This is a genomic window from Alteromonas genovensis (genome assembly GCF_010500895.1).
Taxonomy (GTDB): domain Bacteria; phylum Pseudomonadota; class Gammaproteobacteria; order Enterobacterales; family Alteromonadaceae; genus Alteromonas; species Alteromonas genovensis.
On the sequence record NZ_JAAAWO010000001.1, the window covers coordinates 324,988 to 347,753 of the forward strand.

Sequence of the window (22,766 nt, forward strand, 5' to 3'; positions counted from 1 at the left end):
GACAAGGCGAATGGTTGAAGGTCTAGCGGGCTAAATCGAAACCATACAACGCAGGGTAAATAGCTCACAGACCGTTGCCCGAAGGGGGCGTTATGTAAGCATTTTACTCTTTGTCACAGCCCTTTGACTTAGCCCACTAGGCCTACAGGACTGTTCCGCGATTAAAATGCTTTCATTTAGCCCAAAACTCGTACAACAAAGGTCAACACGCCCTAGAAAGATACACAGTTGAAAAAGGGGCATGAATATTATTCAGCCCCTTTTTAACTTTTAGATTTAACGACGCCCTTGCGGCAACCATTAAGAGTGCTTAACAACGTTATGTCGAATACTTCTCCTACATTGGCTCAATTAGAGCAAAAAGATACGTTTATCCGTCGTCATATTGGCCCGGGTAAAGGCGAAATTGAAGAAATGCTGTCTGCCATTGGTGCTAGCTCATTAGATGATTTAATTGAGCAAACCGTACCAGCAGGTATTGCGCTACCAGAACCGTTAAAGTGCGGCGAAGGTGCGACAGAAGTTGAAGCATTAAGTGAATTAAAAACGGTTGCGGCGAAAAACAAAATTAACCGTTCGTTTATCGGAATGGGTTATTACGATACCCACGTACCGAACGTTATTTTGCGTAACGTGCTAGAAAATCCAGGTTGGTACACGGCTTATACACCTTATCAGCCAGAGATTGCGCAGGGTCGTTTAGAAGCTATTTTGAACTTCCAGCAGGTAACCATCGATTTAACCGGCCTCGAGCTAGCATCTGCATCATTGCTAGATGAAAGTACCGCGGCAGCCGAGGCGATGGGTCTTGCCAAGCGTGTATCGAAAAACAAAAAAGCGAACATCTTTTTTGTGTCTGACGATGTGCACCCACAAACACTAGATGTTGTGCAAACTCGTGCCGACATGTTTGGTTTTGAAATTGTAACTGGCCCTGCAGAAGAAGCGGCAGAGCACGATGTATTCGGTGCGCTTTTACAATACCCAACTAGCACGGGCGAAATTAAAGATATTTCTGACATTATTGCCGCAGTACAATCAAAAAAAGGCATTGTGGCAGTAGCGGCAGACCTAATGAGCTTAGTCATGCTTAAGTCGCCTGGCGAGCTGGGCGCAGATGTTGCACTAGGTAGTGCGCAGCGCTTTGGTGTACCAATGGGTTATGGCGGTCCACATGCTGCTTTCTTTGCAACCCGTGAAAGCTTCAAGCGTTCATTGCCAGGACGTATTATTGGCGTAAGTAAAGATACACGCGACCGCCCAGCACTACGTATGGCACTGCAAACTCGCGAGCAGCACATTCGCCGCGAAAAAGCGAACTCGAACATTTGTACCGCGCAAGTGCTACTTGCCAACATGGCGAGCTTTTACGCCGTATATCACGGCCCACAGGGCTTAAAAACTATTGCCGAGCGTATTCACCGTTTCGCCGATATTCTTGCAACCGGCTTAACACTTAAAGGCGCCAACAAAGGCGTAGCGCTTAAGCACAGCACGTACTTTGACACACTCACTGTAATGGTTGAAAACAAAGAAGATGTTCTTGCTAAAGCTTATGCGAAAGGTATGAACCTTCGAGCAGACCTAGAAGGTGCAGTAGGTGTATCGCTTGACGAAACCACTACTCGTGAAGATATCTTAGCGTTATTCGATGTTATTTTAGGCGACGGCTTTTGTGAAGAGAACGGATTAAGTGTTGAAGACCTAGACGCGGAAGTAACTACACAAGCCGTTAAATCTATTCCAGAAGAGTTAGTGCGTACTAGCGATATTTTAACTCATGAAGTGTTCAACAAGTATCACTCTGAAACTGAAATGCTGCGTTATATCAAAAGCCTTGAAAACAAAGATTTGGCATTAAACCATTCAATGATTTCATTGGGCTCTTGCACCATGAAGCTAAACGCAACGGCAGAAATGATACCCGTAACCTGGGCTGAATTTGGGCAATTGCACCCGTTCGCGCCACTTGATCAAGCCGTAGGCTATCAAGAAATGATTGCAGAATTAGCCGAGTGGCTCATTGATGTAACGGGTTACGATGCACTTTCTATGCAGCCTAACTCAGGCGCACAAGGTGAGTATGCTGGCTTATTAGCTATTCAGCGCTACCATGAAAGCCGCGGCGACAGCCACAGAAACGTATGTTTGATTCCAAGCTCTGCTCACGGTACTAACCCAGCCTCAGCGCAAATGGTTAGCTTAAAAGTAGTGGTAGTAGCCTGTGATTCAAACGGTAACGTAGACCTTAACGACCTTCGCAAAAAAGCGGAAGAAGTGGGCGACAACCTATCATGCGCAATGATCACGTACCCATCTACTCACGGTGTTTACGAAGAAACGGTGAAAGAAATATGCGATATCGTTCACGAGCACGGCGGCCAGGTTTACATGGACGGCGCTAACATGAACGCGCAGGTGGGTATTACATCACCAGGCTTCATTGGCTCAGACGTATCGCACCTTAACTTGCACAAAACATTCTGCATTCCACACGGTGGCGGCGGCCCAGGTATGGGGCCAATTGGCGTAAAATCGCACCTTGCACCGTTTTTACCTAATCACACCGTGATTAACGTAGAAACTGCGGGTAAAGGCTGCGGCGCGGTAAGTGGTGCGCCATGGGGAAGTGCGTCTATTTTGCCTATCAGCTATATGTACATCAAAATGATGGGTAGCGAAGGCCTACGCCGTGCAACGGAAGTGGCTATTCTCAACGCGAACTACGTGGCTAAGAAGCTAGAGGGGCACTTCGAAATACTTTACAAAGGCAACAACGACCGCGTAGCCCACGAATGTATTATCGACCTTCGCCCACTAAAAGAAGCCAGTGGCGTAACCGAGCTAGACATTGCTAAGCGCTTAAACGACTACGGTTTCCACTCACCCACAATGAGCTTCCCTGTGGCAGGCACATTAATGGTAGAGCCAACCGAGTCTGAAGCGAAGTACGAGCTAGACCGTTTCATTAACGCCATGATGAGCATTCGCCAAGAAATAGCGAAAGTGGAAAGCGGTGAGTGGGATGCAACAGATAACCCACTGCACAATGCACCGCACACGCTAGCTGACATCTGTGACAGCGACTGGAACCGCAGCTACGACCGCATGTTAGCGGCGTACCCAGCACCAGAAGTACACAGAAACAAATTCTGGCCAACGGTTAACCGTATTGATGATGTATATGGCGACCGTAACTTAATTTGTTCTTGCCCAAGTATAGAGAGTTATATTGAGGGGTAGGTTGGTTGACTAACTGCAATTAAAATTGTGAATGCGACAATTAAGTTTGTGAATGCAATTAAGATTGTAAATAGCTAGATATGAGACAGGCGAACCAGAAATGGTTCGCCTTTTTTTGTTTGCCCAGCGAAGCTGGCAAACCCGTCAGATTGGAAGAAACCTGAATCACCCAGACTGAGGGGAAGATAATCCGAATGGCAGGGACGCTGCTGGCCAACGGCAGGGTCTCCGGGGGCCGGCCCGAAGCAAGCCATAGGACGTTAGAGGTACACAACGAAAGTGGACCTGATTCGGCAAGGCAGGAGGGTAAGCGTGTAAGATAGCGTAAAGCCCGATACTCGGTCAGTCCTGTTTTGTGCTTGAGTGTGGGATTTCTAACAGGGCGTCAGTGCAGTAACCGGGGAAGCCTGGCACCTTAACTTGCTTGGAGTAAGTGGTTAATGTTCAAGGGGAGACTCAAGATGTTAATCGGTGTGAGGTGGCAGATGAAGCCGTATTAGTGAGTAAAGTTCGGCCTGTGAAAGCCAGTAATTGTGTGGAGGATAAAACCGAACTAACCATCAGCAGTAAGTCTGATGGCGTTCTTATCAGTCAAAAGCTGATTAGGATGGCGAAGGGCGGAAGTACATAGTCAGTCTGTGATGAGCAGATGTTTTTTTTTTCAGTGGTACACGAATCGACTAGCTATCGACGTCTTTGTACTTGGTTTGTCGCGGAAGCGATAGACTGGCTACGAAACGGTGCATGGGGGTAATGTGGAAACACTGAGTAGATTGCCATTTGGCTAGCACGCCCAACCACCATGTGAAATAGACCAACACGAAGAGAAGTCATCGGCCCCCACACAGCACACTGTCTTCGAGTGGATGCGTGCGGGTTTTTTATAGTTTGTAAGGTCACTTGCTAAATAAAGCAAGACTGTTCAAGGCATTTAAAAAGGTATTCAAAGCGAAAGGCGCGGCTGGAATAGATGGGCAGAGCCTGAGTGCGCTTGCCCCAAATCTGGATAATGAACTTACACAGCTTCTTCTCGAACTCAAAACCAAACGCTATCAAGCGCAACCGGTAAGGCGGGTTGTTATCCCGAAAGAAGGTGGCGGCGAGCGTCTGTTGGGTATTACAACGGTAAGAGATAGAGTCGTTCAACAATGCTTAAATGACCTCCTAACCCCATCTTCGAGGAGCAGTTCCATCCATCAAGCTTTAGTTATAGACCGAAGTGGAGCTGTCACGGTGCGATAAATAAATCCACCATGTTTATCCGTCGATATAGTCGTCAACACGTGGTGGATACGGACTTGTCGAAGTGCTTCGATAAGCTGGACTTTAGGCTTATCATAGAAAGCGTCAAAAGACGGGGCCGAGATGGCAGTGTGCTGAGCTTCATTGCTCAGTTCTTATAAAGTGGCGTAATGGTTTATGGGCATTGGCAGCACTAAAACTATAGAAGTGATCCACTTAAATTGGTTTTGATCCTTTTAATAAGTAATGTATAGCTCATGGCGTCAATTTTTCTTTTACGCACTTTGAATTCTTCAGTTGCAACCTTTAAAAGCTTGTTTTCAACTTCAACAACATACTTACCTGTAGCAATCTTTGTAAGGTTTGATACACGATCGATATGAGTGTCGACAGCTATGGTAGGTCAGTTAATAGATAATAAAGTTAGGAATAGCTTATGGCCTGTGATGTTTTGCCAAACCTCTTTACGCTTAATGTATAAAGGTTGTACAGCTGTGGATGTTCGAGTATGTTTAACATTCAAAAAATAAAGAGCAGGACGCATGAAATTCTTTACAGAATTAAAACGACGCAACGTGTTTAAAGTCGCTAGTGTCTATCTAGTGACTTGTTGGATTATCTTACAAATTGTTGCGGTGATTTCACCCGCCTTACACCTGCCCATTTTATTCAGTACCATTACCACGGTTATCCTCGCGATTTCTTTTCCTTTTGTGTGTATTTTTGCATGGGCGTTTGAACTCACGCCGGACGGGCTAAAACGAACGGGTGAGGTGGAAGTCAACGAGTCGATTCATGAGTACACCGGCAGTAAAATTAATTATATTTTAATCGCAGCGTTGATATTGGCTCTTGGCTTCATCGCCTATGAAAAGCTTTTTCTAACGAGTGCTGATGGAAGTTTAGAGCGCTCAATCGCCGTATTACCGTTTGAAGATATGAGCCCGGATAAGTCACAAAGCTATTTTGGAGATGGTATTGCCGAAGAAATATTGAATTCATTGGCGCGCCTGAAGCAGTTAGTCGTTATTGCCCGCACCTCATCGTTTAATTTTAAAGACAGTAATATCGATATTCGCGAAATAGGGCAAAAGCTCAATGTAAACTATGTGCTTGAAGGCAGCGTACGCAAAGATAGAGACAAGGTGCGCATTACCGCCCAGCTGATTGATGTAACAAGTGGTGCGCATATCTGGTCACAAACGTATGACAGAACCCTTGATAGCATTTTTGCGGTACAGGATGAGTTGACGTTTGCCATCACTCAAGCACTTAAACTGAACCTGTTACCCGAACAAGTAAAATATGAAGCGGGTATGACTGACACCCCTGAAGCCTATGAGTTATTTATTCTGGGGCGTGAGTTGGCCTATCAACGAACCTCAAAGGCATTGCGAAAATCTGCCGAAGTACTTAAACGCGCTATCGAGCTGGATGAGCATTTTTATCTCGCTATGGCCCAGCTATACACGACGTATATCTTGGCAAGTGAATACGGTGGTATTGATTACGCCACCATACTTGCAGAGCAAGAAAGGTTATTTTGGCAATTGCAAGCTGCGCCTGATTTTGCATTAAAATATCTTGCGTTATCATTCCATGCGAGTCAAAAATATCAAACCACAGTTTACTTGGCATTGATTAGGCGTGCTTATGAGCTTGCACCCAATGACCCCCTTGTTCAGAACGGTTACTTACTGATTATAGAGGATATTGACCAAACGATAGAGCAACGCTTTGCAGTACTGCGCACCAACCCCGAAAGTGCCATTAACTATCGAAACCTTATTGACTTACTTATTGCTCAAGGGCGTGTTGCTGAAGCAAAAGATTTGCTCAATGATATGGAGACTAAATTCCCAAACACAACATTACTACTGGTTTCGAAACTTCTCGTTTATTTTACCGGCGAGCATGATTTTGAGAAAAGTTTGCGCTTGTTTGCCAACTATAAGGGCGAGCTCGACGGAAATTTGCGGGCGCTTGAAACGACGTTGTTGATTTTTTCTGACCGAATTGATGACGCTCTGGCGTTAATGCAGAAAAACACCACCAATCATCCAACTCAGTTTGATTTCGAATATAGTAACGCGCTATTGCTCTCGCAATTGCGAAATTATGAACGATTGACACCGGCGCAAGAAACCAAATTTAAACAAATTTTTGACGATACTCAGCAAGCAGAATTTCATATTCTACTTGAATTATTAAATGGAAATACGCAGTCTTTTATTGAAAAGTATGAGTTAAGTAATCCGACACAGCAAACCCTGAAAAAAGCTTTATCTGATGATCCGTACATCACCATGCTGTATCTGGCCATTCTCAAAGAGCGAGGGAAGACAGATGAACTTAATATTTTACTGCCTGAAATGAAGTCACAATTCGAAAGCCATTGCATCACTAATTTGGTCAGTCAGATGAGTAATTCTTGTTTAGTTTTCTGGTATTTAAGCGAACAACATAGTGCTGAGCAACGCTTTACCAGCTTTAGTAAACAACTCAATTATTTATCTATTTATTACGGAGGAATGACTCCTTCGTTACCGAATTCAACAGGATATAATGGTGTGAAAAACCATCCTGAATTTAAGTCAACCGTTCGAAAGTTCATGGATGACACGTTTAGGCAATCAAATCCTAAATTGATTTTTGAGCCGCGTTGATAGCTGGAAAGTGCAATGATACTTGCATTTCGTATTTCAAATTATTGCGTTTATAGCTGGCAGGCTGAGTTTGTAATACAGACATTTAATCTTTCCTTTCCTCAAACTCACTCAAATTTTTAATAACGCAACTGCCTTAGTGTTGCTTTTGCTCAATGTAAGTAAGACGACCATTAAGGGGGCAACTTCTGCTCAACCTAATGGGCATTTTTACCCATGCCTTACTTAGTGCGGTCTGATATGCTGAATATATTATGGCAACAGCTATTATTGACCAGGCAAAAGATAATAAAGCTAAATATTGAAGTTTTCCGCATGCTGGTATATCAGAGGCAGCATGGAGTTTAATAATCCATAACAAAAGTAAACCGGTGATTGTTCTTGCAATTTTTCGGTGACCAAAAATAAGCATCGGCTTATCAGCATATTTTACCCGTTGTTGAGCATTAAATAGGTTTGCGATATCGACGAAATAGAATAATAAAGTAATCGCTGTGAATACCAGAATAATATCGAGATTCCGCGGTTGCCTATCCGTCTCTAGTTGATTCTAACTCTGCACAAGCTCTACTCAAACAGTTAGAGCGCCATAGTCTAGCGATAGTTAGATGGGTTCACAAACAAAGGTTAACTAGCTGCTTAAATCAACGTTTGCTGAGCATTATAACAAATAGGTTTTCTCTGCTTCATAGCAACGCCTTCTCAAAATGAGTAAAGCCTTGCATTGACCAGTTGAACTCATAGCCTTTTGTTGCCTGTCGGTTTAGATCGAAACCTTCGAACAAATAACTAAACAAGACAGGCATGTTAAGCACCACACTTTTCAGTAAACTACACCAGCAAGCTCACGCCAAGCGCAGCCATAACAAACCCTATTATAAATTCGAGTACCTTCCAGGCTTTAGGTTTTTTGAAAACAGGAATGAGTAATTTCGCGCCGTATCCGAGCGAAAAGAAAAAAACAAACGAGCCGAAAATTGCGCCTAAGCCAAATGCAGCTTGCTGGCCTTCATATTGAGTGGATATTGAGCCTAGCAATACAAAAGTGTCGAGGTAAACATGCGGATTAAGCCATGTAAAAGCAAGACATGTCATTGTGGCCGCTAAAAGGCTTCCAACTTCTTTTCCCTTTGCCTGTAAAGCGTGATCTGTCGTAAAGGCTGACTTAAAACTAAGTGCACTGTAAAAAAACAGAAATACTGCGCCTAAATAACGGGCCAGTTGTTCGATAAGTGGAAATTGTTGTACAACTACACCAAAACCTGCCACACCAAGTGTGATCAAAATAGCGTCTGATAAAGCACAAATCAAACAAACAACAAAAACGTGCTGTTGCTTCAGCCCTTGTTTGAGTACAAACGCATTTTGCGCACCAATGGCAAGTATAAGAGATATACTAAGTGAAAAACCTGCTAAAAATACTGAAAAGCTCATTTATACTTCCGTTCCTTACTTTTCTTTTGGTATAAAACACGAAGCCATATCAACTGGTAACAAAGGCTGGTGCTTTTTTAGGGAGGATTACAGCAGTCCTATTAATAAATTGCACGGTCAACTTGAACAATGCATTAAATGGTCTGTTTTTTAAAGCATGCCTTTGCAATAACGAGTTCATTTATCTTCCGCGGTAATAGGCGTTAATCTATTAAATCGCTATTGTAAAAGAGTGGCAGTTGAATTTAACTATCCAACAAGTAATAAAAATACTTATACAAAACCGTCAACTGGGGCTAGCATTTTGAACTTTTTAAAGGGCCTTATTGGCTTGATTAATCCAAAGAACGCAAAGACTTCTTACACGTTTGCCGTTTGTTGCATTGTTTTAGCCTTACTCAGCGCTTGCTCCATATCACCTCAAGATGAAGGCGTTGCCACAACACTAGCATTTAGCCCCAGTGATGACACACGCTTTTCAAATGAAGTGATGAACGTGGCACCATTTTTACCAGCGAACCAGGTTAAAAGACACGAACAATGCAATATAAAAACTGCCGATAAAGGTTTTAAAACCTCACATGAGGTTAATTACACCAAGTATGGATGGGAAAAGCGCATCGCCCATCAAACGGAATTCTTTGATATTCCGCAGCAAGAGGGGCGTATTCTTATTATTGATTTTGCAAAGGCAGAGGATGCGTTGGCTTATCGTTATTTAAGTAACGATAATAGTCACAATACGCTTTACGAGCCGTGGAGTTCATCGAAGATATTTGCCTTTACTGGCGCTATAGCCAAATTGCGTGAGCAGGGTTTAGGAGCACAAGCAAAAGTTGGCGGCACTTACGTTGCTGATATGATCACCTCTATAAATACTTATGAAGCCTTTGGCACCTCAATAGACAACTCAAATGCACTCGCTACTTTGTTTGCTAATGTTGCTGGTAGAGACAATCTTAGCGCGCTGTTTTACGACGATTGGTTAAAGCTTTCAACGCCCAACATATATTTTCGAGGTGCTTACGGTCCTAGCGCATATAAACCTAATTCTTATGAGGCGCAAATGCTTGATGGCACGAGTAGTATACGATTACAGCCTTTTTTAAATGCAGCGGATGACCCAGGATATTTAAATTACCGCTGCGAAAGCTGCGGGTTAACAGGCAACAAGCCAATGACGACCCTGGCACAAGCGGAGTTTTTAAAACGACTGGCTAGTCATACGCGCGACCCACTTACTCAGCATCCAGCTCTTGAGGCCGTCGATGTTAAAACGCTTTTTTATGGTGACGGAAATTCATTAGGTAACGAACGCTTTGCAGGTATGAGCGCCGGTATCTCAGTAATGTTACAGCATGCAATCGCCAACAGTATTCAAACTGAAACAAGCACGAATAAAAGCGCGAAACTTATTTTAGATGAAGCAAGTCAGGGTAAATGGCGCGTATTTCAAAAAATAGGGTGGGGTCCTAGCGACACTCGCGGTACCACAGAGGTAGTAGTGCTTGCACACGTGTGTTTGCCATATTATCTAGGTGGTCGAGAGTTCACCGTTAGCGCGCAGGTGTCAGTGCCTAATGCAGATGAAAGTCTACTTCCTGCTGCCGGTAAAAAAATGCAAAGATTATTAGAAAAAACCATGGATAAGCTTTTATAAACGTAACTCGCTTTTGGCTTCTGTCGCTTTTACTTCCTTTAAAGCGAATTGTCTAATGCCCACCTGCTGTTAATCTGCTTTTAATGTTCAGTAAAAGTACTCTTAACCATAGATGTATATTCTTATTAGCAACCAATACAAAGCGACGTGCCTTGTATTAATCAATGCTATTTAGGTGGGAGTCTACTCATGAAATTACGTACTCAATCGATAATGAAAGCTACTCTTTTAACTGCCTCAGTGATAATCGCATCTGGCTGCGCTGCTGTGGCAAAGCCCCAAATGAGTAATGATACAGCCAAAAGCGCAGCTATGATGAAGCATCAGAGCGAAGATGATGTGCTTTTGTATTCAAATCAGTGCATTACTGAACGAGAGGTAGTGAATGCACAGAAAATGTGGGGTGATGGCATTGTTAGAATTGGCAGCGTTTTTTCTAACAAAGGTGATTATTCTAACGAAGCCGCCGATTTTATTCAGCAAATGTACGGCTATGATTTAAGCAGCGTTTTATTTAAGCCCACGCTAGCGGCTAACGATCAGTTTAGGTCAAGTTTTGATGCTGCTTTGTCGTACTTCGTAGGTGGTAACGATGCATACGAAGAAGATAAGGGCTTTGCGATAAAACCCTATACCAAAGTGAAGTTCGACAACGTGGGAATTATCAATAATAGCTGTCGTATGGCTGTTGCAATGGGCAATTATTATTTCACTGACACCACAGGTGGCGAAACCAAAGTGGAATATACATTTGCGTACGTGAAAGACAGCGAAGGTGATTTGCGTATTGTCGCTCATCAGTCGTCACTTCCTTATAACCCATCATCAAATTAAACCTCGCTATTAGCGCGATATGAAATACTTCATATCGCGCTACCTCTCATTAAAGCACCACAAAGCTCATCACATCGAGGTTTCTATGCGCACGATAAAAAATACAATAACCACTATTACCGCTTTATCATTACTGCTGATGTGCACCGCTGAATCGCATGCAACAACAAACGATTTTCAATCGTGGAATGCTGTTGCCCTTGCTGGTAACGCTGATAAAGCGGGCGACCTGCAATTCTGGTTTGATGGACACCTGCGATTTAAAGACGATGCCTCTCAACTGGGTGTGTCAATTTTTCGCCCTGGTATTGGCTATCGTATGTCTGACGACCTTACGTTGTGGTTAGGTGTTGCGAGGATAGCGATAGATTCAGAGGCCGGTACGGTAGAAGAAGACCGGCTTTGGCAGCAAGCAACCTACTCACTTCGCCCATTTTTAGGCGGCAATGTGTCTGCACGCACGCGGCTTGAACAGCGCTATCGCAGAGTCCAAGGTGACGACGTGGGCCATCGAATTAGACAATTCGTGCGTTGGGAAAAGCCGCTGGGCGACAAATGGTCTTTTGTTGTGTGGGATGAGCTGTTTGTTACCCTTAATGATACGCAGTGGGGGCAAGCAAGTGGGTTTGATCAAAATCGATTCTATGCAGGCCCAGCTTATCAACTTAACGACACATGGCGCGTTGAAATGGGATATATGAATAACTATATTCATTCGCCCGGTGCTTCTTCAGCAGAGGCCCAAATAAACCACAATCTTTCTCTTACGTTTTTTGGTTCGTGGTTTTGAGTGTGAAACAACAACTCATGTTTATTGATGTTGACAACACCTAGATATCGGCCCTTTGAGTATGCATGCTGAGCAATGGAATTTTATCAAGGGCCGCTCGTAATTTCTAATTTCCCAGCCCCTAATTACTCCATTTTCTCACCACGAATGTTGTTATCCATCACAAGGGTCTTAACCATTCCTTCATCCGTAGTTTCGAATACAATATTACTGCCGTTTTTGGCAAAGAAACGGTCTTCTCCCTCGTAGAAATACGCTTCATTTTCAATGTACGGTAGCGCATTAAGCACAAAGCCATCATTCGTTGCCTGCAGGGTAACTTCTACTTCAACAGGCGCGGTCACTTTATAAGTACCAATATACTTACCGAGCTCTTCTTGGCTTATTTGAGCTGTGCGTTTCACATTGGCTTGGGAGTAACCCACATCTAACGCTTCTTTTATTCTAATTTCGAGTTCTTGGATTAGCTGAGTGCCGTTGTTACTGTTTGTCATAATGGCGTAGCCATTACCGGTGTCTAACTCAATATATAACTGCGACATAAACCCTTCATCAGCACCGCCATGGCCAAAGCCTAAAATTTCTCCGTCTTCATCCATATTGATGAAAAAACCAATGCCTACATTTGGGGCTGCAGTGGTAGGCGTATTATTGGTTAATATTTCTGTTGCTGTGGCCTTTGATATCCAATCGGTGTTTTCACCTAAATAGGCGCTTCGCACAGCGCCAGCCATTTTTAGCATATCCGCTGGCGTGCTCCACATACCAGCTGCTGCAAGAGTCGCATAGGTATGGGCGCCACCTTCTACTGGCGCACCGTCTCCGTTATAGGGAGTGGCCATATTGCCTGCTAACTGAGAAGATATAGGCTGTTGAAAGCTAGAGCGAGTCATACCCAAGGGTTTAAATAGTAGCCGCTGGGCCATTGGCGGCAACGCTTCTTCGGTCACATCTTGCAAGGCAAGTTGTGCCACTGTGGTACCGCCACCTGAATAGCGCATTTGTGAGCCGGGCTTAATATCAACTAGCACGGCACTAGTGTTAGCTGGCTTAGCACCATCTAACACTTGCTGTAAAGAGGGCACAGCTTCGCCTGCAGCGTAACCCGGAAAACCATGCACTGTAGTACCAGCGGTATGGCTCAGTAGCCTACGCAATGAAACGGCTTCTTCGCCTGTCCATTCATGAGGTGGCAGCTGCCAGCTGGTAAGTAAGTTATTAATATCTGCGTCTAAATCGATAGGGTTGTTTTGACGATATTTCATTAACACGGCCGCAAATGCAGGTTTAGAGATACTGCCAGCTTGAAACACCGTGTCCGCATCAATAGGCTCTTCAGTATCGACGTCTTTAACGCCGCTTTGAAGTGTCCACGCAAGTTGCCCATCTCGCATCAATGCCACAGAAACGCCAGGTACATTATAGTGCGCTTGACGCTGCAATAAGGTTTGAAAGTCGACTTCTTGGCCCTCAATGCGAACTTTCTCTGCAAGGCCTGTTCGTAATAAATCAGATTTTGATGATACTTTGGGAGGGGGAGTATTCGGCTTTGGAGTTTCAGCCTCTGTGCAACCAAGCAATGACGCCATGCAAATAGAGAGCGTGAAGGAGATTATCGTTTTACGAGATTTCATCTGAGTATTCCATTACAAGTGAAATATCAGCATACGGACGTTAATTTAAGGAGTCAATTCGTGTGAATTCGTTCAGCGGATGCGTTGCCCTTACCCCTACTAAAATGCGTTATACATTAAGGGGAAAGAAGCAAAAACACGAAGAACTACTTGGAGTTGCGTTTATCCAACGCGTATTGAACCGCCATTCTTGCAGCGCCTGCACCAATGCCTGATACCACGGCCCACGTTACGGCTTCTTGAAGATCGGTATTTTCACTTCCTTTGTCTTTCGGAGCAGGTTCGTTAGTCACCTTTTCCCACGATTTTTGAAGTGTTTTTCTGGCCAGCATGCCTGCTGATGCAGCGGCGAGGCCAATGCCTACGGTTGTAATTAATTTGTCACTCATAGTATTCTCCTTAAATTGGTAGTGAGAAGTCTGCGTGAAACAGCTATCGCAAGCTGCGATAGGTAATTAAACCCATCGCTTAGCTTGCGGTTGTCTACTTGCCTCTCACCATGTTCATCACGAGTGATACAACCAGTAAGACTAAGAAAACACCAAAGATAATTTTGGCTATACCTGCCGCAGAACCTGCAATTCCACCAAATCCTAAAACGGCAGCAACTATTGCAACAACTAAAAATATTAATGCCCAACGTAACATAATGTATCCCTTCATTTTGTGAGTTCACAATTGAAGGTGCAAAGCATAGGCCTACTTTAAAAAGTTGCTTAAATTATTGTATGAAATGTAGCCGTAGCGAGGCCTGTAGAGCGATGGTGTCAGAAAAAGGAAGTCCATCTTTTTATGCTAGTGCAAAACTAGCACAGGTTGATGGTGAGTATTTTTCCCAATAAAGCTGTAAATATTTCTTATTTTTAATTTGCAATTTTACCAATAGTGCTTGGCCAAATTCATTCTTTTCTCACTTTGTTACAAGTTTCGCATTAACAGGTGCATTATTTAGGAGTAGTTTATATTTTGAACAGAAAATAAAAAGAACTCATTACTAATAACTACTTACAAAGGAATGCTCATGCTCAACATTAGCGGTCTCACCAAAACTTACCCCAATGGAGTTAAAGCCCTTAACGGCATCAACCTTTCAATTCCCAAGGGAATGTTTGGGTTACTTGGCCCCAACGGTGCCGGCAAATCCTCTTTAATGCGCACTATTGCTACCCTGCAAAATCCTGACACGGGTTCAATACAATTTAATGGTATTGACGTGTTGGCCGATCCTAATGGGTTGCGACAATGCCTTGGCTATTTACCGCAAGACTTTGGTGTCTACCCGCGCATTAGTGCAGAGAAACTGCTAGACCATCTAGCCGTGTTAAAGGGTATTAGCAGCAAGTCTGAGCGTAAAGACGCGGTGGAAAGCTTGTTGGTTCACACCAATTTGTGGCAGCACAGAGACAAAGCAGTAAGTGGTTATTCTGGCGGTATGCGTCAGCGCTTTGGTATTGCTCAGGCATTATTGGGCGACCCTGACCTTATTATTGTAGATGAGCCTACCGCTGGCCTCGACCCTGAAGAGCGCAATCGCTTTCACAACTTGTTAGTAAGCTTAGGTGAAGAGAAGGTTATTATACTCTCTACACACATTGTTGATGATGTATCAGAACTTTGCCCGAAAATGGCCGTGCTAGGGCAGGGAGAAATTTTATTAGAAGGTAACCCTATTAGTCTCACCACAGAGCTGGCGGGACGCATTTGGCGCAAGCAGGTGAGTCAAGAAGAGTACCGCGAACTTGAGCAGAGCCTGAATATTATTTCTGCCCGTTTAATTGCCGGTAAGCACGTTATTCACGTAATGGCCGACACGCCCCCAGAAGGGTTCGAACAAGCGCCAGCTAATCTGGAAGATGTGTATTTTTCCACCTTGCACAATAGCCGCGCTGCAACTGCTGCGTAAGGGGAATAACCATGTTTTTAAATAGCCTTACGTTTGAATGGCGATATTACCTTCGCCAACCTTCGTTTTACGTCACCATGCTGGCGTTTTTCTTGTTACCTTTTTTGGCAACCACTACCGATAACGTTCGTATTGGTGGTGGTAACGTGCTGTATAACGGCTCGTTTGCTATTACTCAAACCGCGCTTATTATGGGTATCTTTGCGCTGTTTTTGTTGGTTAACTTTGTGTCTGGTACTGCAACACGAAATCACTCCAGCAATATGGGCGAGCTAATATACACTCGGCCTATTACGCCGCTGTCGTACCACTTGGGCCGTTTTTTAGGTGCCTATTTGGTCAGTATTTGCGTGTTTGCTATGGTGCCTTTTGCCATTTTATTAGGCTCGTTAATGCCTTGGATAGATCAAGAGCGAATAGGGCCCACTAATCTTAGTTTCTATCTAACTACCTTTTTCTACTTCTCAGTGCCCAGCATGTTAGCACTGGGTATGATTTTTTATGCCGTTGCTCAGCGCCTTCGCTCAATTATGGCCGCGTATTTGGTAGCAATGGGTATATTCATTTTCTACCTCATTAGCGGGGTCGTCACCTCAGAGCCTGAATATCGCACCATTGGCGCATTATTAGACCCCTTTGGTCTTCGTACCTACGCCGAGATAACCCGTTATTGGACAGTGTTTGATAAAAACACCAGCGTTGTGTTGTTAGAAGGTGTGTTACTGCAAAACCGTTTGATATGGCTTGGCATTGGCGCAGTTATACTGGCCACTGTTGGCAGTATTTATCAAATGCGCTGGCAGCAAAAAAGCCGTAAAGAAAAACCAAGTAAAGCCTCGGCTGTGGCTCCACCCAAAATCCTTAACCTTACTATTAAAGCAAAGGCGGGCGGGCAGTTTGATAAGTTACTTACCCGTATTGGCTTTGAAATGCGCCAAGTTATGTTTAGCCCAGCCCTTCTTGTGCTGATGATTTTTACGCTGTTCAATCTGTCTGCCCTGTATTTTGTGCCTATTGGCGGTGTGTACGGCACGCCAGATTGGCCGCTTACCTATAAAATGGTTGAGTTTATTCGCGAAAGTTTTGGGTTGATGATGCTAATTGTTATCACCTATTACAGTGGCGAAATTGTATGGCGTGAGCGTGGTTCTGGTATGGGCGATATCGTCGATTCAACGCCCGCTTTTAATCTGATCTTTTGGGTATCTAAGTTACTTGCAATGTGGGCGGTAACCGCCGTGCTATTTGCTATTGGCATTGTTTTTACCGTTATCTATCAGGCTACCCAAGGGTATTTCGACTTTGATTTTAGTACGTATTTAATTGGGATCTATTTTGTATCATGGGTTCCGTGGGCGCTATTGGCGGTTCTGGCATTTTTTATTCAGGTACTAAGCCCGAATAAATTTGTGGGTATGCTGCTGTTTGTGGCGTACTTCATTGTTAGCTTAGTATTTGCTGAGCTAGGTTTAGAGCACAACATGTTCAGCTTCAGCGACGCGCCAAGCGTGTTGTATTCCGACCTTAACGGCTGGGGATGGTTCTTGGCTCCGTTCGCTTGGTACATGCTTTATTGGAGTGCATTATCGTTAGCGCTATTCACCATTGGTTATGCATTGTGGCAGCGAGGGCCAGAGGTATCACTAAAACACCGCTTTAAGTTACTTGGTTATCAGTTAGGGGCGTCTGGAAAGGCCGTGTTAGCAGCAAGCCTTCTCGTATTCGTACTTACGGGTGGCTACATTCACTACAACACCAAGGTGGTAAACACTTACCTTACTCAAGATGAGACCTTCGAGCTTCAAGCTGAATACGAAAGTCCGTTTGGCCAGTATGAAGACGACTTAATTCCGGTCGTAACTCAAGTAAATGCGAACGTTGATATTTACCCAGAGGCCCGCCGTGTAGAAGTGTCGGCAGATATGACCATCAGCAATCCGTTTGATGAGCCAATTTCCCGCACCTTGCTGTCGATTCCACGGTTTACGACTACATGGGATGTGGTTATACCTGGCGCGCAAATTACCGAACGCTTCGACAACCTGTCTGCGGCGTGGCTAACCTTTGACGAACCACTAATGCCGGGTGAAACCAGGAAAGGAACCCTTTCAGCACTGCGCGAGCATAAGGGGTTCAAAGATGGCAGCTTCGATCTGCAGGTAGCTGAAAATGGCACGTTTATCGATAATTTCTCGCTGTTTCCATCTTTTGGGTTTAACGGGCGTTATGTAATTTCAGACCGACACGAGCGACGTAAGCGCGAACTGCCAGAGCGTCCTCGGGCCTATAAGTTGGAAGATACCTCACGTTATGCTGAGAGTGGTTTTGGTAAGGGAGTCACCTTTATCGACTTTGAAACTACGGTGTCGACCAGCGGCGATCAAATTGCTATTGCGCCGGGTTACCTGCAAAAAGAGTGGCAGGAAAACGGACGTAACTATTTTCATTACAAAATGGATGCGCCAATTGTTAACTTTTTCTCCTACCTTTCTGCGCGCCACGACGTTACGCGAGACGAGCATAAAGGTGTGAATATTGAGGTGTACTATCACCCTGAACACCATTGGAATGTAGATGTGATGCTGCAAAGTGTGAAAGATTCTCTCGATTATTTCACCAACGCCTTTGGCCCTTACCAGCACAAACAAATGCGTATTATTGAGTTTCCAGGGTATCGGTCGTTTGCGCAAAGCTTTGCTAATACGGTGCCTTATTCTGAGGATATTGGGTTTATTGCCGACCTGCGCGACCCTGAAGATATTGACTATGTGTACTATGTTACCGCCCATGAGGTAGCTCACCAGTGGTGGGGACATCAGGTAGGTGCTGCCAATGTTCAGGGCCAATCAATTATTATTGAGAGTTTGTCTCAGTACAGTGCCATTATGGTATTGCGCGAGCGCTTTGGCGAAGAGAAGATGCGACGCTTCCTCAAGTATGAGCTGGATCGCTACCTTCGCGATCGTGGGAGTGAGCTGATTGAAGAAATGCCGTTTATGCGCAGTGAAGATCAGCAGTACATTCATTACCGTAAAGGTTCGGTAGTCATGATGGCAATTCTAGATAGGTTAGGGGAAGAGCGTGTTAATACCGCACTGAAAAGCTTTTTAGAGGCGTATAAGTTTAAAAACGATCCCTATCCAACTACGTTAGATTTGCAGGCTGCCCTTAATGCTGAGGCGACAAACGAGGAACAGCAGTTTATCGCAGACTTGTTTGAGCGTATTACCCTGTATGACTTAAAAATGCTGTCAGCTGAGGTTGAAGAAACTAGCGACGGTAAGTTTGCCGTAACCATGACAGTATCGGCGGGCAAGTTTGAGGCTAATGGCGATGGACGTGAAACAGAAGGTAGTGTTGATGAATATATTGATATTGCACTGTTCACTGGCGACCCAGAAGATGTGTCTGAAAACACTCAGGTGCTTTATAACCAGAAGCACAGATTAATTAGCGGGGAAAATACAATAACCGTGACGGTGGATGAAAAGCCCGCCTATGTGGGAGTAGACCCCTTTGTGAAAATGATTGATAGAGACAGCGGAGACAACGTAATTAAGCTGTAATTTTTATCAGTAAGCGTGAAGCAGAGCAGCGTATGTTTCAAAATTTGAAACGTACGCTTGCTTCGCTTTTAATCACCAAGAGCAAACCGATAGCTTTTTATAGAAAGCTAAAGCTAAAGCTAAGCAGGCCTTAAGATGCCTTCTTCAGTTCGCTGTGTGATTTTAATACTTTGCTTCCATCGTCCTGTTCAATCATATACGCGGGGTCGGTTTCGCTTGCATCTCGTTTAACCGATGAGCCTTTGATAGTGCGTTCAACCTCGCTGGTAAACTTCTCTCGAATATTGCCCGAAGCACTGCCGTTGCCCCATTCCCATTCAACCTCGGTGTTTATAGCATAATGTTTCATTTCAAAATTCCTTGTAGTGGTGGCGACTTTATTAAACGGTTCAACCATACCTCGCAAAACCTGTGGAGCTAAGCTCTGGCAAATAAAGCCAGATAGAATAAAGCCAGAGAAGGTAAGGCTGGGTAAAATAGAGCCCCGTTAAATGGCTAACATAGTTGTAACGCAAAGGAGGAATTAAAGGTTCATAAAAGGTGCAGCTAACTAGCTTAAGGTTTGCTTTAACACTATGTTAGAAGGTCTATTTCAGAATTTTCCATTTATACTATACACTTGCATCAATTACAGATAACGCAGTTCTGTCCGATTATGAGTAAATATCACAACAGTAAAGGCTTTACGCTAATTGAGTTAATTATCGTAATAGTCGTTTTAGGAATACTGGCCGTTACCGCTGCACCTAAGTTTTTAAACGTCCAAAAAGACGCACAAGCTGGGGCACTTGAAGGGCTAAATGCTGCATTATTAGGGGCGTCGGAAATTGTTTACGCAAAAGCACTGATTGAAGGGACGCAGGGAAGTGCCGATACTACCCTAACTTCTGGCATTCGTGTGCGTTACGGCTATCCTTATGCAACGCAAACAAACTTAAAAGAAGTGGCTGATTTTTCAGAAGACGATTGGAAATTAAGTGGCTCTGCACCTGAAGTCACCTTTACGTTAGAGCGTCAAACTGCAGACTTAACTAACGCTGAGATTGCAGCAAACGATGTGTGCAAAGTTACTTATCGTCACCCCAATCAAGGTGAAAAGCCCACAATCACGGTAACTGATTGCAATTAGGCCGAAACTCAGAAACGAAGTGTATCGATAGAAAAATATGACAACAGAAAAGATTACTATTGAGCAACCGAGATCGGCTTTTAGCGCTTTTTTTATAAGCGCTCGATCATCGGGTGTGTTTTCTATCGTTAATTTCACTAGCTTTATCTACATCATCGTTTTGGGGCTTACCTTCAAAGACCTGTACAGCTTTATGGAAGATTGGGTGGTTATCACTCAGGCCATTGGTGTGCTTGTTATTTTAATGAACGTTGTCGCGCTTAAAAAAACCAACAATGTACCGTTAGCGTCAGCAATTATGCTGTTTTGTATGTTTGCCATACACATGGCAAACGTCACCTTTGCAGGGGGTATTGATACTGTCCATTATGCGTGGATCTTTATCTTTCCCATCCTTGCTGGTGGAACAATGGGATGGCGCGGGCAAATATTCTTTTGGTTTATTAGCGTGCTTGGCACCGTTTACTATTATGTGTGGCCCGAGCAAATGGACACACTTCCCTACGAGGGTGACATGGGCTACACATTGGCTACGCGCCTGATGTGTTTAACAATTTTCAGCCTTATTATGCTCACTTACTATTTTACGCTGAATGAAAAAATGCTGTTTTTGCGTAAAGCCCTTAAACTGGCCTCGTTTGAAAGTGACTTGTTTTCTGGGGTGTTTAATTCAAAAGCGCAAAGTGTGTTGTTGGTAGATGAAAAAGGAACTATACAGCGCGCTAATCATACCACTCATACTACTTTCGGCTTTGCTGAAGATACGCTAATTCATCAACCAGTGAGTACGCTATGTTTGCACGCCGACCTGCTTTTTGCTGCAGATACGGTAGATAAACCGACGCGAGAAATACAGGTACAAACCAAAGATGGCCGAATTGTTTGGATTGAATATTCAGCACTTAGCGTTTTGGATGAAAATGAACATCGACACAGCTTGATCACCATCGAAGACATTAGCGATCGCAAAAAGCATGAATCTGAGCTGTCTCACCTAGCTCATTACGATCATCTCACTAAAATGCCAAATCGCCTTATGCTTCAAGAGCATCTTGCTTCTTTGCTTAAACTTCACGCTAACGTGTCCTTTGCTGTTATTTTTATCGACCTTGATAAGTTTAAAGACGTTAACGATATGCACGGTCATGAAGCCGGCGATGCAGTATTAGTGGAAGTTGCTCGTCGTTTAGAGCGCTGTGTACGAGAAGGGGATTTTATCGGGCGCTTCGGTGGTGATGAATTTATATTGCTAAGTGAAATCGACACCTCTAAAGATGAAATTGTGCGCTTGGTTCAGCGTGTGCAAAAGGTAATATTACAGCCCATTTATTACCAAAACAGACAGCACAACATTGGCTCAAGCGTGGGCATAGCGCAATACCCAGTTGATAGTGAAGATGCAAACGACTTACTTCGCAAAGCAGATGCTGCTATGTACCGTACAAAAATTAACGAGAAAGGCGCATTCGCTTTTTACAACCTAGATTACGACATTGATTTGCAGCGCAAACTTCGCCTCAACACAGACTTGAATTTTGCATTGGATAAAAATGAATTGTCGTTGGTGTTCCAACCTATATTCGATAAGAACAAAGTGCTTTGTGGTGCCGAGGCCTTGCTGCGTTGGGAGCACAGTGAACTGGGCTTTATTTCGCCCGATGACTTTATTCCAATTGCCGAAGATGGTGGCCAAATTTTACATATTGGCGATTGGGTTATAGATGCTGCTTGTGAGGTACTGCGAGAGTGGCAGGAAATGGGACATTCTGCGCTTAGTATGTCGGTGAATATTTCCTATCGACAACTTGCCGACTGTGCTTTGGTTGATGTAACTCGCCGCAGCTTAAACAAGCATGGCTTGAAAGGCGATAACTTGATACTTGAATTAACCGAGCGTGTATTTGCCGATGACTTAGCGCTGGTTCGAGAAAATATGCGAATGCTGTCTGAGCTAGGGGTGAAAACGGCCATTGACGATTTTGGTATTGCCTATTCCAGCTTGAGCTATTTACGTAGTGTAAACTTTAATATTTTGAAAATTGACCGCAGTTTCGTTAAAGATATTGTGGATGATCACGAAGCCAGAAACCTCTGTCATGCCATACACTCAATGGCGAAAAGCCTGAGCTTACAGGTGACGGCTGAGGGCATTGAAACCGAGGCACATTTTAACGCCTTAATTGAAATGAATGTAGATAAGTTCCAAGGCTATCACTTGGCAAAGCCACTCACTAAAAGCGACTTTTCTAAGTTATTGAGTTAACGCTGCACTGGTAATATTAGAGCAATGTGCTCATACTCAAATTTTTAAGCCATTAAAAGAGACAATGGAAACAAAGCTCCCAATATACAAAAAGCTGCTGGTGATATTTCGCGTTGAGCCTGGCTGCCTTGGGCCGCAGGGTCCTGATTACGTGGAAGAATTTTGTGTTTTTGCGAAGCAGAAACTTAAAAATCATCACGGCCATTGTTTGCGCTGGGCGATTAAACCCCGCTACGACAAATCGTTGCCAGAGTTAGAGTTTCAGTTCAAAAACAGTATTGTGTCTCGTGAGAATGCTGATAAATACATGAACAGCTTCGATATCGACATTGATGTGTTTGAAGAAGGGCTAGAGGAGTCTCTAGCCGATCTTATTGATGTGTTTTTTGAGCGATAGGAAAG

Annotated in this window: 16 protein-coding genes and 1 pseudogene; 11 read left to right on the plus strand and 6 right to left on the minus strand. The window is 44.0% G+C overall.

Going from position 1 to position 22,766, the window contains the following annotated elements; genetic code table 11:
• The first annotated feature begins 321 nt into the window (after positions 1 to 321).
• A complete protein-coding gene (gcvP, locus tag GTQ48_RS01340) occupies positions 322 to 3,243 on the plus strand; it encodes an aminomethyl-transferring glycine dehydrogenase (RefSeq protein WP_163104689.1) in 2,922 nt (973 codons plus the stop codon).
• A 433-nt stretch (positions 3,244 to 3,676) separates the two neighbouring features.
• Positions 3,677 to 3,874, plus strand: a complete 198-nt coding sequence (locus GTQ48_RS01345) for a hypothetical protein (protein ID WP_163104249.1) — start codon at positions 3,677 to 3,679, stop codon at positions 3,872 to 3,874.
• Positions 3,875 to 4,765: 891 nt separating this feature from the next.
• Here GTQ48_RS01345 and GTQ48_RS17575 read toward each other — a convergent pair.
• Positions 4,766 to 4,888: pseudogene (locus tag GTQ48_RS17575) on the minus strand (endonuclease III); the annotation flags it as partial.
• A gap of 139 nt (positions 4,889 to 5,027) precedes the next feature.
• Here GTQ48_RS17575 and GTQ48_RS01360 point away from each other — a divergent pair.
• Positions 5,028 to 7,151, plus strand: a complete 2,124-nt coding sequence (locus GTQ48_RS01360) for a FlgO family outer membrane protein (protein WP_163104691.1) — start codon at positions 5,028 to 5,030, stop codon at positions 7,149 to 7,151.
• 831 nt (positions 7,152 to 7,982) lie between these two features.
• On the opposite strand, the gene GTQ48_RS01365 is transcribed toward GTQ48_RS01360, so the two are convergent.
• Complete coding sequence (locus GTQ48_RS01365; protein WP_163104693.1) at positions 7,983 to 8,585, minus strand: LysE/ArgO family amino acid transporter; 603 nt, start codon at positions 8,583 to 8,585, stop codon at positions 7,983 to 7,985.
• A 304-nt stretch (positions 8,586 to 8,889) separates the two neighbouring features.
• Between GTQ48_RS01365 and GTQ48_RS01370 the strand changes: the two genes are divergently transcribed.
• The 3 genes from GTQ48_RS01370 to GTQ48_RS01380 all read left to right on the plus strand — a co-directional run bounded on the left by GTQ48_RS01370 (position 8,890) and on the right by GTQ48_RS01380 (position 11,869).
• Positions 8,890 to 10,245, plus strand: a complete 1,356-nt coding sequence (locus GTQ48_RS01370; RefSeq protein ID WP_163104695.1) for a hypothetical protein — start codon at positions 8,890 to 8,892, stop codon at positions 10,243 to 10,245.
• A gap of 189 nt (positions 10,246 to 10,434) precedes the next feature.
• Positions 10,435 to 11,079: a phosphoribosyl-AMP cyclohydrolase gene (locus GTQ48_RS01375; protein ID WP_163104697.1), complete on the plus strand. Its 645-nt coding sequence runs from the start codon at positions 10,435 to 10,437 to the stop codon at positions 11,077 to 11,079.
• An 85-nt stretch (positions 11,080 to 11,164) separates the two neighbouring features.
• Positions 11,165 to 11,869, plus strand: coding sequence for a DUF2490 domain-containing protein (locus tag GTQ48_RS01380; protein WP_163104699.1), 705 nt, complete (start codon positions 11,165 to 11,167; stop codon positions 11,867 to 11,869).
• A gap of 125 nt (positions 11,870 to 11,994) precedes the next feature.
• Here the strand turns inward: GTQ48_RS01380 and GTQ48_RS01385 are convergent, their stop codons facing one another.
• The 3 genes from GTQ48_RS01385 to GTQ48_RS01395 form a co-directional block, all read right to left on the minus strand.
• Complete coding sequence (locus GTQ48_RS01385) at positions 11,995 to 13,503, minus strand: serine hydrolase domain-containing protein (RefSeq protein WP_163104701.1); 1,509 nt, start codon at positions 13,501 to 13,503, stop codon at positions 11,995 to 11,997.
• 146 nt (positions 13,504 to 13,649) lie between these two features.
• On the minus strand, positions 13,650 to 13,892 hold the full coding sequence (locus tag GTQ48_RS01390; RefSeq protein ID WP_032097533.1) for a DUF4235 domain-containing protein: 243 nt from the start codon (positions 13,890 to 13,892) through the stop codon (positions 13,650 to 13,652).
• A gap of 94 nt (positions 13,893 to 13,986) precedes the next feature.
• Entirely contained in the window at positions 13,987 to 14,151 is a 165-nt protein-coding gene (locus GTQ48_RS01395) for a DUF1328 domain-containing protein (RefSeq protein WP_163104703.1), read from the minus strand.
• A 373-nt stretch (positions 14,152 to 14,524) separates the two neighbouring features.
• On the opposite strand from GTQ48_RS01395, the gene GTQ48_RS01400 reads away from it, so the two are divergent.
• Both GTQ48_RS01400 and GTQ48_RS01405 read left to right on the plus strand, forming a co-directional pair.
• Entirely contained in the window at positions 14,525 to 15,406 is an 882-nt protein-coding gene (locus GTQ48_RS01400; protein ID WP_163104705.1) for an ABC transporter ATP-binding protein, read from the plus strand.
• An 11-nt stretch (positions 15,407 to 15,417) separates the two neighbouring features.
• A complete protein-coding gene (locus GTQ48_RS01405; protein WP_163104707.1) occupies positions 15,418 to 18,972 on the plus strand; it encodes a M1 family aminopeptidase in 3,555 nt (1,184 codons plus the stop codon).
• Between the two features lie 130 nt (positions 18,973 to 19,102).
• Here GTQ48_RS01405 and GTQ48_RS01410 read toward each other — a convergent pair whose 3' ends face one another.
• Positions 19,103 to 19,321: a hypervirulence associated TUDOR domain-containing protein gene (locus tag GTQ48_RS01410; protein ID WP_163104709.1), complete on the minus strand. Its 219-nt coding sequence runs from the start codon at positions 19,319 to 19,321 to the stop codon at positions 19,103 to 19,105.
• Between the two features lie 306 nt (positions 19,322 to 19,627).
• On the opposite strand from GTQ48_RS01410, the gene GTQ48_RS17785 reads away from it, so the two are divergent.
• From GTQ48_RS17785 to GTQ48_RS01425, 3 genes are all read left to right on the plus strand, one after another.
• Positions 19,628 to 20,101, plus strand: a complete 474-nt coding sequence (locus tag GTQ48_RS17785) for a type II secretion system protein (RefSeq protein WP_163104711.1) — start codon at positions 19,628 to 19,630, stop codon at positions 20,099 to 20,101.
• Between the two features lie 37 nt (positions 20,102 to 20,138).
• The gene (locus GTQ48_RS01420; RefSeq protein ID WP_163104713.1) at positions 20,139 to 22,364 is read left to right on the plus strand and encodes a putative bifunctional diguanylate cyclase/phosphodiesterase; all 2,226 of its coding nucleotides are present in this window, start codon (positions 20,139 to 20,141) and stop codon (positions 22,362 to 22,364) included.
• Positions 22,365 to 22,428: 64 nt separating this feature from the next.
• Positions 22,429 to 22,761 carry a hypothetical protein gene (locus tag GTQ48_RS01425; protein ID WP_163104715.1) on the plus strand — a complete coding sequence of 111 codons (333 nt, stop codon included), beginning with the start codon at positions 22,429 to 22,431 and terminating at the stop codon, positions 22,759 to 22,761.
• Positions 22,762 to 22,766 lie beyond the last annotated feature (5 nt).

Coding starts and splice junctions, on each gene's coding strand:
- GTQ48_RS01390 (WP_032097533.1), bottom strand. CDS start 13,892: ATGAGTGACAAATTAATTACAACCGTAGGCATTGGCCTCGCCGCTGCA.
- GTQ48_RS17785 (WP_163104711.1), top strand. CDS start 19,628: ATGAGTAAATATCACAACAGTAAAGGCTTTACGCTAATTGAGTTAATT.
- GTQ48_RS01380 (WP_163104699.1), top strand. CDS start 11,165: ATGCGCACGATAAAAAATACAATAACCACTATTACCGCTTTATCATTA.
- gcvP (WP_163104689.1), top strand. CDS start 322: ATGTCGAATACTTCTCCTACATTGGCTCAATTAGAGCAAAAAGATACG.
- GTQ48_RS01375 (WP_163104697.1), top strand. CDS start 10,435: ATGAAATTACGTACTCAATCGATAATGAAAGCTACTCTTTTAACTGCC.
- GTQ48_RS01425 (WP_163104715.1), top strand. CDS start 22,429: ATGGAAACAAAGCTCCCAATATACAAAAAGCTGCTGGTGATATTTCGC.
- GTQ48_RS01385 (WP_163104701.1), bottom strand. CDS start 13,503: ATGAAATCTCGTAAAACGATAATCTCCTTCACGCTCTCTATTTGCATG.
- GTQ48_RS01420 (WP_163104713.1), top strand. CDS start 20,139: ATGACAACAGAAAAGATTACTATTGAGCAACCGAGATCGGCTTTTAGC.
- GTQ48_RS01410 (WP_163104709.1), bottom strand. CDS start 19,321: ATGAAACATTATGCTATAAACACCGAGGTTGAATGGGAATGGGGCAAC.
- GTQ48_RS01365 (WP_163104693.1), bottom strand. CDS start 8,585: ATGAGCTTTTCAGTATTTTTAGCAGGTTTTTCACTTAGTATATCTCTT.
- GTQ48_RS01405 (WP_163104707.1), top strand. CDS start 15,418: ATGTTTTTAAATAGCCTTACGTTTGAATGGCGATATTACCTTCGCCAA.
- GTQ48_RS01400 (WP_163104705.1), top strand. CDS start 14,525: ATGCTCAACATTAGCGGTCTCACCAAAACTTACCCCAATGGAGTTAAA.
- GTQ48_RS01360 (WP_163104691.1), top strand. CDS start 5,028: ATGAAATTCTTTACAGAATTAAAACGACGCAACGTGTTTAAAGTCGCT.
- GTQ48_RS01395 (WP_163104703.1), bottom strand. CDS start 14,151: ATGTTACGTTGGGCATTAATATTTTTAGTTGTTGCAATAGTTGCTGCC.